13 protein-coding genes are annotated in these 12,074 nt (G+C 44.0%); 11 read left to right on the forward strand and 2 right to left on the reverse strand.

The genetic code is table 11. The features are described 5' to 3' along the window. Positions 1–6: 6 nt before the first annotated feature. The 11 genes from BGI33_RS01925 to hfq all read left to right on the forward strand — a co-directional run bounded on the left by BGI33_RS01925 (position 7) and on the right by hfq (position 10,679). The gene (locus BGI33_RS01925) at positions 7–324 is read left to right on the forward strand and encodes an integration host factor subunit beta (protein WP_100089707.1); all 318 of its coding nucleotides are present in this window, start codon (positions 7–9) and stop codon (positions 322–324) included. Between the two features lie 149 nt (positions 325–473). After that, positions 474–1,634: a cell division protein ZapE gene (gene zapE / locus BGI33_RS01930; protein ID WP_100089708.1), complete on the forward strand. Its 1,161-nt coding sequence runs from the start codon at positions 474–476 to the stop codon at positions 1,632–1,634. Between the two features lie 94 nt (positions 1,635–1,728). Beyond that, positions 1,729–2,154, forward strand: a complete 426-nt coding sequence (gene ndk / locus BGI33_RS01935; protein ID WP_100089709.1) for a nucleoside-diphosphate kinase — start codon at positions 1,729–1,731, stop codon at positions 2,152–2,154. 614 nt (positions 2,155–2,768) lie between these two features. After that, positions 2,769–3,851 carry a 23S rRNA (adenine(2503)-C(2))-methyltransferase RlmN gene (rlmN, locus tag BGI33_RS01940; protein ID WP_100089710.1) on the forward strand — a complete coding sequence of 361 codons (1,083 nt, stop codon included), beginning with the start codon at positions 2,769–2,771 and terminating at the stop codon, positions 3,849–3,851. Positions 3,852–3,855: 4 nt separating this feature from the next. Continuing rightward, complete coding sequence (gene pilW, locus BGI33_RS01945) at positions 3,856–4,620, forward strand: type IV pilus biogenesis/stability protein PilW (RefSeq protein WP_100089711.1); 765 nt, start codon at positions 3,856–3,858, stop codon at positions 4,618–4,620. After that, complete coding sequence (locus BGI33_RS01950; RefSeq protein WP_100089712.1) at positions 4,620–5,507, forward strand: helix-turn-helix domain-containing protein; 888 nt, start codon at positions 4,620–4,622, stop codon at positions 5,505–5,507. The genes pilW and BGI33_RS01950 overlap by 1 nt, the downstream gene beginning before the upstream one ends. A gap of 1 nt (position 5,508) precedes the next feature. Next, on the forward strand, positions 5,509–6,777 hold the full coding sequence (gene ispG, locus BGI33_RS01955) for a flavodoxin-dependent (E)-4-hydroxy-3-methylbut-2-enyl-diphosphate synthase (protein WP_100089713.1): 1,269 nt from the start codon (positions 5,509–5,511) through the stop codon (positions 6,775–6,777). Between the two features lie 63 nt (positions 6,778–6,840). Beyond that, positions 6,841–8,133, forward strand: a complete 1,293-nt coding sequence (gene hisS / locus BGI33_RS01960; RefSeq protein WP_100089744.1) for a histidine--tRNA ligase — start codon at positions 6,841–6,843, stop codon at positions 8,131–8,133. Beyond that, positions 8,133–8,759, forward strand: coding sequence for a YfgM family protein (locus tag BGI33_RS01965; RefSeq protein WP_180296989.1), 627 nt, complete (start codon positions 8,133–8,135; stop codon positions 8,757–8,759). The genes hisS and BGI33_RS01965 overlap by 1 nt, the downstream gene beginning before the upstream one ends. A 135-nt stretch (positions 8,760–8,894) precedes the next feature. Beyond that, the gene (gene der / locus BGI33_RS01970; protein ID WP_100089745.1) at positions 8,895–10,346 is read left to right on the forward strand and encodes a ribosome biogenesis GTPase Der; all 1,452 of its coding nucleotides are present in this window, start codon (positions 8,895–8,897) and stop codon (positions 10,344–10,346) included. An 84-nt stretch (positions 10,347–10,430) separates the two neighbouring features. Continuing rightward, on the forward strand, positions 10,431–10,679 hold the full coding sequence (gene hfq / locus BGI33_RS01975) for an RNA chaperone Hfq (protein ID WP_100089715.1): 249 nt from the start codon (positions 10,431–10,433) through the stop codon (positions 10,677–10,679). Between the two features lie 49 nt (positions 10,680–10,728). On the opposite strand, the gene BGI33_RS01980 is transcribed toward hfq, so the two are convergent. After that, a complete protein-coding gene (locus BGI33_RS01980) occupies positions 10,729–11,061 on the reverse strand; it encodes a DMT family transporter (protein WP_100089716.1) in 333 nt (110 codons plus the stop codon). A 321-nt stretch (positions 11,062–11,382) separates the two neighbouring features. Next, entirely contained in the window at positions 11,383–12,060 is a 678-nt protein-coding gene (locus BGI33_RS01985; RefSeq protein WP_100089717.1) for an epoxyqueuosine reductase QueH, read from the reverse strand. Positions 12,061–12,074: the final 14 nt, after the last annotated feature.

Genomic DNA, 12,074 nt, shown 5'->3' on the forward strand with positions numbered 1-12,074 from the left:
GGGGTTATGACGAAGTCGGAGTTAATGATTCGCTTGGCGGAGTTATATACTGCTAATAATAGTAGTACTGTATTAAATGCCAAGGATGTTGAGCAAAGTATCAAGATTCTCGTTGATACCATGACTCGTGCTTTAGCTAGAGGCCAGCGAATCGAAATTCGCGGATTTGGTAGCTTTGATCTGAATCATCGCCCAGCCCGTATTGGCCGTAACCCTAAAACAGGTGAAAAAGTATCGGTACCAGAAAAATATGTGCCGCACTTCAAGCCTGGCAAGGAGTTACGCGAACGCGTTGACAATGCGCTACAGTCTGCGAATAAATAATACTGTTTTTATTTGAGATAGACGTTAACGCCGCAGTTTCTGCGGCGTATTTTTATTTTAGGGTGGTCGAATGTTTAGTGGGTGTGCTAAGGTTACGTCTTTTAACTTTTGCCATATACAATTTTAATTTCCAGTAGAAATTCTATAATATGACCACACCCGTCTTTGTTGCTCCCGAATTTAATAATCAAAGTCCCCTGACCTGGTATCAGACTGCAGAACAGCAACCCGGGTTCATTCATGATGCTGCCCAGTTGCGAGCAATTAAAGAGCTCGACAGGCTTTGGGCTGAGTTGATGATGTTCAAGCGTAAGCGTAACCGCTTTTTAGGGCGCAGTTTACGTTCACCACGCGCGCCCAAGGGTTTATATATGTATGGAGGAGTCGGGCGTGGCAAAAGTTTTTTAATGGATGTGTTTTTTGGCTGCTTACCTTACCGACGTAAACGCAGAGTGCATTTCCATGCATTTATGGCAGAAGTACAACAACGCCTGAAAGATCATCATAGTCAGGCCAATCCATTAAATGCAGTGGCGCAGGACATTGCACGTGAAGTTAGAGTATTGTGTTTTGATGAATTCCACGTCAGCGATATTGCTGATGCCATGATACTGGGAAGATTACTGGACGGTCTATTCGAGCAGGGTGTGGTTATGGTAGCTACATCGAATTACGCGCCATGCGAGCTTTATCCCCAAGGTCAGAATCGTTCCAGTTTTTTACCTACTATTGCATTAATTGAAAAAGAATTGACTGTTCTGAATGTGGATGGTGGGGAAGACTATCGTATGCGTACACTCAAGCCAGCAGATGTATTTTACATTCCGGCAGATGCCGCCAGTGAGGTAAAGCTTGGGCAACTGTTTCACAATATTAATGGTCAGCAGCAGATAGCAGGGGGAGAAATTGAAATCCTGGGACGGAAGCTGGCATATAAAGCCATTTCTGAAACAACAATCTGGTTTGACTTTAATACTTTATGTTGTGGGCCGCGTTCGCAGAATGACTATCTGGAGCTGGCAAAACAGTTTCGCGTATTAATTTTGTCTGATATACCTAAAATGGGTTCTGGCCAAATGGCAGAGGCACGTCGCCTTACGTGGCTGATTGATGTACTGTATGATTACCGTATCAAGCTTTGTGCCAGTTGTGAAGTAGCCATAGATGCTATTTATACCGATGGTGATTTTGCAAATGAGTTTACCCGTACAGCCAGCCGTCTTACCGAAATGGGTTCGGAAGAATATTTAACCTTGCCGCATCTGACACTGGATAAAGATGTTACGGATACAGGAAAAGATATTAAATAAAGCTGAATTTTGTTAAAATAACTAAATCTGTTTTTGTGATAAATTTTTGTGTCTGTACGCAAAAATTTAATATATTTAACATAATGGAAAAAATATGACTATCGAACGCACATTATCTATTGTTAAACCGGATGCCGTGGCTAAAAATGTTATCGGACAGATTTATAGCCGCTTTGAAAGCAATGGTTTGAAAATTATTGCTGCTAAAATGAAACATCTTTCTAAAGCCGAAGCAGAAGGCTTTTATGCTGTACATAAGGAACGGCCTTTTTTTGCCGATCTGGTTAATTTCATGATCAGTGGCCCTGTGATGATTCAAGTACTGGAAGGTGAAGGCGCAGTGGCAAAAAACCGTGAATTGATGGGTGCTACCAATCCTAAAGAAGCTGCTGCCGGTACCATCCGCGCTGATTTTGCCGATTCAATTGATGCCAATGCAGTACATGGTTCAGACAGTCTTGAAAATGCTGCTACTGAAATTGCATATTTCTTTGCTGCTGAAGAAGTATGCGCGCGCTAAGACTGTAGATAAGTTTATAAATTAGTCCACCTGAAAACAGGTGGACTAATTTATAATTAACATGCAAATGCGAGAAACGAAAAGTATAGCAGGAATTTGTACGTCGATATTTAAATCTTGACGAATATGTTATTTGCGATGCATAGCATAGGCGAAACAGATTCTGAAGTTTAGCCACATGGTGACAGTTTTGATAAAATTGGCACACATATTTTCTATTTTAATACTTAAGCTGATTGGGAAGTTGAATGGAGTGGTTCTATTTTACTCTGGGTGGCAAAAAAACAGCGAAAACCAATCATGATATGAAACAGATTTTGAAACTATAGAAAGCTTTTGATATACGCAATAATAGTAGTTTTTATTAAAAAATACGGTTGATGGCTGGCATGCCACCGAAGTTTTAACTTGCCCGCCCAATCATTGCCGGTGCCTGTTTAACGTCATTGTACAAAAGAAGAAAACTGAGAAAACATTGAAAAAATTATGGCATTGCCTGTCTGGTAGAAATTAAATAATTGTATAAATTGTTGAATAAATTTGAATTATCAGCATAATGACTTGACTGAATACTAATTGTTACCGCCTTTTCCCAATTTTATTGTAATACCCTGATGAAAACCAATTTGCTAAATTTTGATTTACCCGGTTTAACTGCCCATTTTGCCCAGATGGGGGAAAAGCCTTTTCGTGCCAGACAAGTTATGCGCTGGATGCACCTTGGGGGCGTGGCCGACTTTTCTGACATGACTGATCTGGCCAAATCCTTACGTCACAAATTACTGGATAATGCCGAAGTAAAAGTGCCGGATTTACTGTTTGAGCAAAAATCTGTTGATGGTACATGCAAATGGTTACTGGATGTTGGCACCGGTAATGGTGTGGAAACGGTTTTTATTCCGGAAGATACACGCGGAACTTTATGTATTTCTTCACAGATAGGTTGTGCATTGGAGTGTCTGTTCTGTTCTACTGGAAGACAGGGATTTAACCGTAATCTGACTACTGCAGAAATTATTGGTCAGTTGTGGTGGGCAAATAGAGCGCTTGGTGTAACGCCCAAAGATGAAAGAGTTATTTCCAATGTAGTCATGATGGGAATGGGTGAGCCTTTAGCCAATTTTGATAATGTGGTAACTGCATTGAGTATCATGCTTGATGACCATGGCTATGGTCTATCGCGTCGTCGTGTAACGGTATCCACTTCAGGCATGGTGCCACAAATGGATCGCTTGAAAGAAGTGATGCCGGTGGCTCTGGCCATTTCGTTACATGCATCTAATGACAAGGTGCGTGACCAGCTTATTCCATTGAATAAAAAGTATCCACTTAGCCAGCTAATGGCTGCCTGTCAGCGTTATCTGGCTAAGGCACCACGCGATTTCATTACTTTTGAGTATATTATGCTCAAGGATGTCAATGATGCCCCGGAGCATGCACGCGAATTGATAGAGCTAGTTAAGGATGTACCGTGTAAATTTAATCTGATCCCATTTAATCCATTTACCAATTCAGGTTTTGAGCGTTCCACAAATGAACGTATTCGTGTATTTCGTGAAATATTGCAGGAAGCTGGTTTTGTTGTTACGGTTAGAAAAACTCGTGGCGATGATATTGATGCAGCATGTGGTCAGCTGGCCGGAAAAGTGAAAGACAAAACACGTCGTCAACAAAAATGGCAACTTGTACAGGGGTGATTTGATGAAAAAGATAGGATTAACTTTATTGTTTGCACTGATATTATCTGCTTGTGCGAATCAGGGCATGAATAAGAAACCAACTGCTGCTCAGCGGGCCCGTGAAATTGCACAAATTAAAACTCAACTGGCGATTGAGTATATGAGAACTCAAAATTATCGACAGGCTGTAGAGGCTATTGATGAAGCATTAAAAAGCAATAGCAGTTCGTTTAATGCCTGGCTGATACGAGCGCAGATATGGCAATATTTAAAGGAACCGGCCAAAGCCGAAGAAAGCTTTCGGCGCGCACTGTCGATAGCTCCAAATAGTGCTGAAGTAAACAATAATTATGGCTGGTTCTTATGTGATGCTTTAAAGAAGCCTGATGTCTCAATAGTTTATTTTGATAAGGCTTTGACAGATCCAACGTATCCTACACCCGAAATTGCCCAGTTTAATAAAGGTATTTGCACTAGCCGCATGGGGCAATATCAGCTGGCTAATAGTTATTTTGAGCGCGCGCTGGCTGCCAACCCGAATTTTATTGCTGCAAAAAAAGAAATGGCTCGTAATAACCTACAGTCAGGCAGCACATCAGAAGCAAATTATCTGTTCAGGCAGTATCAAAGCCAGATAAACAAATTATCTGCCGATGATTTATTGCTGGGGTGGAGAATTGAAAGGTCGTTGGGTAATGTGCAGGCTGCCTATGAATATGAGGCTCAACTGCGTAATAATTTCCCTTATTCTGCTGAATTAGAGCAGGTTTCTACAGGAAAATTCTGATGAATGAGCAAACCAAAAATCCCGAATCCGCCCCAAATGCCGCAGTCACTCTGGGAACAATACTTGCACAGGCACGAAAGCAGAAAGGCTTGTCTGTCGGAGAGGTTGCTGAGCGCTTGAAATTACCGGCCAGACAGATTGAGGCGATGGAGAGTGGCAGTTATAAAGGTTTGCCCGAAGCTGTATTTATTAAAGGTTTTCTGAATTCATATGCCCGTTTGCTTGAACTGGATGAGAAAGAGCTAAAGCAGTATTTACAACAGATTTTTCCATCTGGTAATGGTCATTCAGCTTCGGATAATTATAAAGTAGCATCTACTGAGCTGGATTTTCAGGACAGGCCGCTACGTCGTCATTTTCCACACTGGCTGGTTGTTGTGCTGGTAGTTATTTTAATTGGTATTGTGGTGTATGCATGGCAAAGTAAATCCGCATCAGAAAATGCCAGACAGACAGCTACATCCAGTCAGGAAGTATCTGTACAGGCAGCTTCTATTGGCGATGTTGCTGCCAGCAATATTCGTGTCGTACCAATGACAGCCAGTGAACAAACCAACACGCAAGCTGCTTATGCGGGTACTAATGCCAGCCAGGCTAATGGCGCCAGTACTGGCATGGCAGCAGCTTCTCAACCTGTTGTAACAGGTGCAGAAGCACTGGTTATTAAACCGGCAAACAGAACATGGCTACAGGTGAGTGACAAAAGTGGCAAGGTATTAATCGGCGAGATTGTCGACGCTGGAAGTACACACCAGTTCAGTGGTGGTGCACCGTATAAGGTTATTCTGGGTTATACACTGGGTGTCAGTATCCAGTTTGCTGGTAAAGATGTTGCTATCCCACAAAATAGAAAAAGAACTGCTGCAATAACGGTAGGTGGAAATTAAAATGACGTTGGCTGGAGTACGCAGGAAAACACACCAGGTAAAAATTGATCATACCGTAATTGGTTCTGACGCACCGGTACTGGTGCAGTCGATGACCAATACCGATACTGCTGATGCTGAACAGACTGCCAGTCAGGTTAAAGCTCTGGCCGATGCCGGTTCCGAGCTGGTGCGGATCACGGTAAATTCACCTCAGGCTGCTGCCAAAGTATCTGAAATTCGCCAGCGTCTTAATGATATGGGCTGTAATGTTCCTTTAGTGGGAGATTTTCATTTTAATGGTGATCGACTGCTAAAGGATTATCCGGATTGTGCGCGTGCGTTGTCCAAATACCGGATTAATCCCGGTAATGTGGGGAAAGGTGTGAAAGGTGATGAAAAATTTGCCTTTATGATTCACACAGCAGCTGAGCATGATAAAGCTGTCCGGATTGGCGTAAACTGGGGCTCTCTGGACCAGACACTGGCCAAACGCATGATGGACAGCAATCTGGCGTTATCAGCACCACAACCAGCTGAAGCAGTAATGAAAGAAGCATTAATTGTTTCTGCACTGGAATCAGCACAGAAAGCTGAAGATCTAGGTTTACCGGCTAACCGAATCATTTTGTCGTGCAAAGTATCAAATGTGCAGGATTTGATTGAGGTTTATCATAATCTGGCTGCGCGTTGTCTGTATCCATTGCACCTTGGCCTAACGGAAGCCGGCATGGGCAGTAAAGGTATAGTGGCTTCTACGGCGGCTCTGGCTATTTTATTACAGCAGGGCATAGGTGATACTATTCGGGTATCACTTACACCAGAACCGGGTAGCGCACGAACACAGGAAGTGGTTGTGGCTCAGGAAATTCTGCAAACCATGGGATTGCGCTCCTTTACACCCATGGTAACGGCCTGTCCTGGCTGCGGGCGTACTACCAGTACGGTATTTCAGGAGCTGGCGCGTGATATACAGCAGTATTTGCGTGAGAAAATGCCAGTCTGGCGGCTGCAATATCCGGGTGTTGAAAATCTGAATGTGGCCGTTATGGGCTGTGTGGTTAATGGCCCGGGTGAAAGCAAACTTGCTGATATCGGTATTTCTTTGCCAGGTACAGGGGAAACTCCGGTGGCGCCCGTATATATAGATGGTGAACGGAAAACCACTTTAAAAGGGGAGCACATGGCCGAAGAATTTCTGGCACTGGTGGAAGAATATATACATACCAATTATGGTGAGCAGGGTAAAAAACGGGTAACGGCAAAAGTGATTCCGATTACAGCTTTATAATAAATATTACTGTTATGGCGATTAATCGCTGTACAGTTTCATATGGATAAAAATTTAATTAATATGGGTCAGAAAATCCAGGCCGTTAAAGGCATGAATGATTTGTTACCAGTGGCGCAGAAAGATTTCAAACTGACATCTGCGCTCTGGCAGGCATTTGAAGATGTGGTCGTTGCATGGACGCGTAGTTTTGGCTATAGCCAGATTCGTACACCGCTTGTGGAGCAAACAGGCCTGTTTGTGCGCTCAATTGGTGAAGAGACTGATGTGGTTGGCAAAGAGATGTATACCTTTGCCGATTCTAACGATAAATTAAGTCTCAGTTTGCGGCCGGAAGGCACGGCATCCTGTTTGCGTGCAGTGGTTGAGCATAATTTACTTTATAATAATCCGCAGAAATTATGGTATATGGGGCCAATGTTCCGGCGGGAACGGCCACAAAAGGGGCGTTATCGCCAGTTTCATCAGGTAGGTATTGAAGCACTTGGTTTTAATGGGCCGGATGTGGATGCCGAGCTGATTGCCATGAGTGCCAATCTGTGGGAGCGACTGGGTATTCGTGAGCATCTGACTCTGGAACTGAATACGCTGGGTAATCAGCAGGAGCGTGCTGCTCACCGTACGGCGCTGATTGCGTATCTGCAACAGCATGAAGCTATACTGGACGAAGACAGTCGGCGTCGTATGTATACCAACCCACTACGGGTACTGGATACCAAAAATCCTGATTTGCAGGCAATGGCCAATGCTGCACCACGTCTGACAGATTATCTGGGTAGCGAATCTCTGGCACACTATAATGCGCTGAAAAGCATGCTGGATGGCCTCGGTATTAGCTATGTAGAAAATCCGCGTCTGGTACGTGGTCTGGATTACTATAATCTGACGGTATTTGAGTGGACAACTGATAAACTCGGGGCGCAGGCTACTGTGTGTGGGGGAGGCCGTTATAACGGGCTGATTGAAGAGTTAGGCGGTAAACCTGCACCAGCTATTGGTTTTGCTCTGGGTATTGAGCGTTTATTATTGCTGGTACAGGAATTCGGGCAGCTTGCGGTTAACAATGCACCTGATGTGTATGTTTTACATCAGGGCGAAGGCAGTAGTCTGGCGGCCATGCAGCATACTGCTTTATTGCGTGCTCAAGGGCTGAATGTTTACCTGCATTGCGGTGAACAAAGCCTGAAAGCGCAATTAAAGAAAGCTGATGCCAGCGGCGCGGCAATTGCTGTTATCGTGGCACAGGAAGAGCAGTTAACTAATACGCTGACTATTAAAAATCTGCGTACTCATGAACAACAAACTGTTGCTGCCAGCGCAGCTTTACAGTTAATCCAACAATGGAAGAATACATAATGGTTGTACATATTCAGGATGAACAGGAAGTTGCGAATTTCAAATATTTTTGGCATCGCTGGGGGCGCTGGATTTTTGCGGTTCTGGTTGTTCTGGCTCTTGCCTATCTGGGCTATGTGCTCTATCAGGGTCATATACGCAGCAATAATGAAAAAGCAGCGGAGGTATTTAATACATTTGTGACTCAGGCAGGTGCCAATAATATAGCTGAGAGTAAAAAAGCGCTGATGCAATTGCAGCAGGAATATCCTGATACCATGAATGCCACTCAGGCTACATTAATGATGGCTGGTTCAGCTTTTGATGATGGTAAGTATGATGAGGCAATCCGCCACTTGCAGTGGGTCAAAGGCAAACAGCAAGATGATTTACTGCAAACTATCGTCGCTCAGCGGCTGGCTACCGTTTATTTACAACAAGGTAAATATAGTGATGCTTTACAGGCACTGGACATACAGGTAACCAGTCAGTTTAAGCCGGTTTTGCTGGAAACCAGAGGCGATATTTTACAGGCTCAGAAGAAAAATGCCGAGGCGGTTGCTGCCTACCAGCAGGCATTAAATCTGTTATCAAAAGATTCAGTACAACGTGAAGTACTTCAGATGAAAATCAGTAGTTTGAGTTAATCTGTTTAATCAAACCTGAAATTTCGGCCAGATTAATCCGGCAGGAATTTCAGGTTTATCGTTGTACTGAAAGAGCTTGCCGCTGGCAGGCTGTTGCTGTTTTACAGCAAGGCAAAATTATCTGAAAGAATCAATATGAAACCAACGATTGTTCTGGTTGGTCGCCCGAATGTAGGCAAATCAACATTATTTAACCGTTTGACCCGTACCAAGGATGCACTGGTTGCTGATTTACCCGGTTTGACTCGAGACCGTCATTATGGCCATGGCCGAGTAGGGACTAAACCTTATCTGGTGGTGGATACCGGAGGCTTTGAGCCGGTAGTAGACAGCGGTATCCTGTATGAAATGGCTCGACATACGCTACAGGCTATTGATGAGGCTGATGCGGTTATTTTTCTGGTAGATGGACGTACCGGTTTAACACCGCAAGACCAGATTATTGCTAATCGTCTGCGCCAGAGTACCCGTCCGGTGTATCTGGCCGTTAATAAAGGTGAGGGTGGTAACCGGCCTGTTCTGGCTGCTGAATTTTATGAACTGAGTCTTGGCGAACCGGTGGTTATCTCTGGTGCGCATGGTGACGGCGTTTATGAACTGATAGAAACAGTGCTGGAAACATTTCCTGATGAAGAAGAGGAAGCTGAAAGCCATCATCCGGTTTTTGCAGTTATTGGCCGGCCGAATGTGGGTAAATCAACCCTCGTGAATGCCATACTGGGCGAGGAACGGGTAATTGCTTTTGATATGGCCGGTACTACCCGCGATTCGATTCATATTGATTTTGAGCGTGGTGATAAACCGTTTACCATTATTGATACCGCCGGTGTACGCCGCCGCGGCAAGGTTGATGATGCAATAGAAAAATTTTCCGTGATTAAGGCAATGCAGGCAATTGAGGCCGCTAATGTAGCTGTGCTGGTGCTGGATGCCCAGCAGGACATAGCTGATCAGGATGCCACCATTGCCGGCTTTGCTTTAGAGGCAGGCCGTGCGCTGGTAGTGGCGGTTAATAAATGGGATGGACTGAGTGATGAGCGCAAGCAGCAGGTAAAAAGGGATATTGCGCGTAAACTGTATTTTCTGGATTTTGCTAAATTCCATTTTATTTCCGCGTTGAAAGAAAAAGGAATTGACGGGCTGTTCAGCTCGATTCAGGCTGCTTATGATGCCGCAATGATTAAGTTATCAACGCCGAAAATAACCCGTGTGCTACAAAGTGCGCTGGAGCGGCAGCAACCTCCCCGTGCCGGACTGATTCGCCCCAAGATGCGTTATGCCCATCAGGGAGGCATGAATCCGCCAGTCATTGTTATACATGGTAATGCCTTGCAACATATCAGTGATGCTTATACCCGTTATCTGACACAAACCTTTCGCAAAGCATTTCATTTGCAGGGAACACCTTTACGTATTCAATATAATGTAAATAAAAATCCCTATGAAGAAAAAGAAGGTAAACCCGCGCAACCTTTGCGTCGGGTTAAGCTAAGTAACCGTATTGCCAAGCGTGAGCAGGTTAAACAATCGAAAAAGCAGGTAAAGCGTAAAAATAAAGTCAGTTCGAAGAAAACAAACGCGCTGTAATGTGATAGCATTGACTTCGCTTTTCTAATCGCTGTACGCGGGTGCAGCTTAGCGACAACATAATCAAAAAAACGGAGTATCCACATGAGCGCCAAAGGACAAATGTTACAAGATCCTTTCTTGAATGCACTGCGGAAAGAGTACGTGCCAGTATCAATTTATCTGGTTAACGGTATCAAACTACAAGGTCAGGTGGAATCATTTGACCAGTATGTTGTGTTATTGCGTAACACTTCAGTAACACAAATGGTGTATAAACATGCAATTTCTACGATTGTGCCTGCACGAGCAGTAAGTTTGCAGCACGAGCAGAAACCTGCATCAGCAGAGTAATTCAGTTATTCTGTTAAAGCAAAAAACCGTGGGCAACCACGGTTTTTTGCTAATGGGTCATCGATTTGGAAAACAGATTAATAACCACCACGCCAACCAGTATCAGGCCAATACCGAAAATGGCAGGCATATCCAGCTTTTGCCCGAATTTAAGCCAAGCTATTACGGAGACACAAACAATGCCTACGCCAGACCATACCGCATAGGCAATGCCTACTGGCATGGTTTTCAGAGTTTGTGCCAGACAATAGAATGAGATTATATAGCCCATAATCGAACAGATGCTGGGCATGAGCCGGGTAAAGCCATTACTCAGCTTGAGCATACTGGTTGCAAATATTTCCGCCAGTATGGCTACTGCTAGAAAAAGCCATTGATTCATAGTTATCCTTTTTTGCTGCTTCTGCGCTTAAGCATGGCAGAACATAGCCGGAAAAGCTACTGTTCAGTCATAATATATACAGCGCGCTGTGGTATGGTTTAATAATTTTGGTCATCAGGCTGAGATATCGACAGTGTTGCCCAATGATAGAAAATTTGATTATCAGCACCAACACAATGGATTGCTGATAATTTCATTTCCGTTCTGCCATTTTTTACCAAAGAAAAAGCGGATTTATACCAGAATCCGCTTTGATACTGAACTGTTTTTGATGAGCCGTTGGCGCAATCAGTTGTAAACTATTATATTCAGGCTGATTGCTTATGCTTCGTCTTCAACGCCGTAGTATTTGGTACCGATTTTAATCGTTTCTCTACCTTGCTCACGACGCCATGCATTGGTATCACGTAAAGAGTAGGCACAGCCGCAATACTCTTGCTGATAAAACTGCTCACGTTTGCTGATTTCAATCATGCGCTGGCTGCCACCGCCTTTACGCCAGTTATAGTCCCAGTAAGTAAGGTCGGGATATTTTTCTGCTGCGCGTTTGCCGCAGTCGTTAATCTGCTGCATATTTTTCCAGCGGGAAATACCTAAAGAGCTGGTAATAACCGGAAAGCCGTTTTCGTGCGCATATAAAGCAGTGCGTTCGAAGCGCATATCAAAGCACATGGTACAGCGGATACCACGCTCAGGTTCATACTCCATACCCTTGGCACGTTCAAACCAATTATCCATATCATAATCAGCATCGATAAAGGGAATATTGAATTTTTCGGCAAAGGCCTTGTTTTCATCCTTACGAATTTCGTATTCCTTTTTCGGATGAATGTTGGGATTATAAAAATAAATGGTGTAATCAATACCGGCGGCCAGCATGGCTTCCATGACTTCACCGGAGCAGGGGGCACAGCATGAGTGTAGCAATACCTTATTTGCGCCATTGGGGAGAGTTAATTTGGGGCGCTGTACCGCTGTGGTAACTGGTTGTGGGTTCATTGATGTGATTTCCT

This window comes from Snodgrassella alvi (assembly GCF_002777425.1).
In the GTDB taxonomy this organism is placed as follows: Bacteria; Pseudomonadota; Gammaproteobacteria; order Burkholderiales; family Neisseriaceae; genus Snodgrassella; species Snodgrassella alvi_B.

What these genes read in the sequence shown, in the direction of transcription:
- hisS (WP_100089744.1), top strand. Translation starts at nt 6,841, where the DNA reads ATGGGTCAGAAAATCCAGGCCGTTAAAGGCATGAATGATTTGTTACCA.
- rlmN (WP_100089710.1), top strand. Translation starts at nt 2,769, where the DNA reads ATGAAAACCAATTTGCTAAATTTTGATTTACCCGGTTTAACTGCCCAT.
- ispG (WP_100089713.1), top strand. Translation starts at nt 5,509, where the DNA reads ATGACGTTGGCTGGAGTACGCAGGAAAACACACCAGGTAAAAATTGAT.
- BGI33_RS01980 (WP_100089716.1), bottom strand. Translation starts at nt 11,061, where the DNA reads ATGAATCAATGGCTTTTTCTAGCAGTAGCCATACTGGCGGAAATATTT.
- BGI33_RS01925 (WP_100089707.1), top strand. Translation starts at nt 7, where the DNA reads ATGACGAAGTCGGAGTTAATGATTCGCTTGGCGGAGTTATATACTGCT.
- BGI33_RS01965 (WP_180296989.1), top strand. Translation starts at nt 8,133, where the DNA reads ATGGTTGTACATATTCAGGATGAACAGGAAGTTGCGAATTTCAAATAT.
- BGI33_RS01985 (WP_100089717.1), bottom strand. Translation starts at nt 12,060, where the DNA reads ATGAACCCACAACCAGTTACCACAGCGGTACAGCGCCCCAAATTAACT.
- der (WP_100089745.1), top strand. Translation starts at nt 8,895, where the DNA reads ATGAAACCAACGATTGTTCTGGTTGGTCGCCCGAATGTAGGCAAATCA.
- pilW (WP_100089711.1), top strand. Translation starts at nt 3,856, where the DNA reads ATGAAAAAGATAGGATTAACTTTATTGTTTGCACTGATATTATCTGCT.
- hfq (WP_100089715.1), top strand. Translation starts at nt 10,431, where the DNA reads ATGAGCGCCAAAGGACAAATGTTACAAGATCCTTTCTTGAATGCACTG.
- zapE (WP_100089708.1), top strand. Translation starts at nt 474, where the DNA reads ATGACCACACCCGTCTTTGTTGCTCCCGAATTTAATAATCAAAGTCCC.
- BGI33_RS01950 (WP_100089712.1), top strand. Translation starts at nt 4,620, where the DNA reads ATGAATGAGCAAACCAAAAATCCCGAATCCGCCCCAAATGCCGCAGTC.
- ndk (WP_100089709.1), top strand. Translation starts at nt 1,729, where the DNA reads ATGACTATCGAACGCACATTATCTATTGTTAAACCGGATGCCGTGGCT.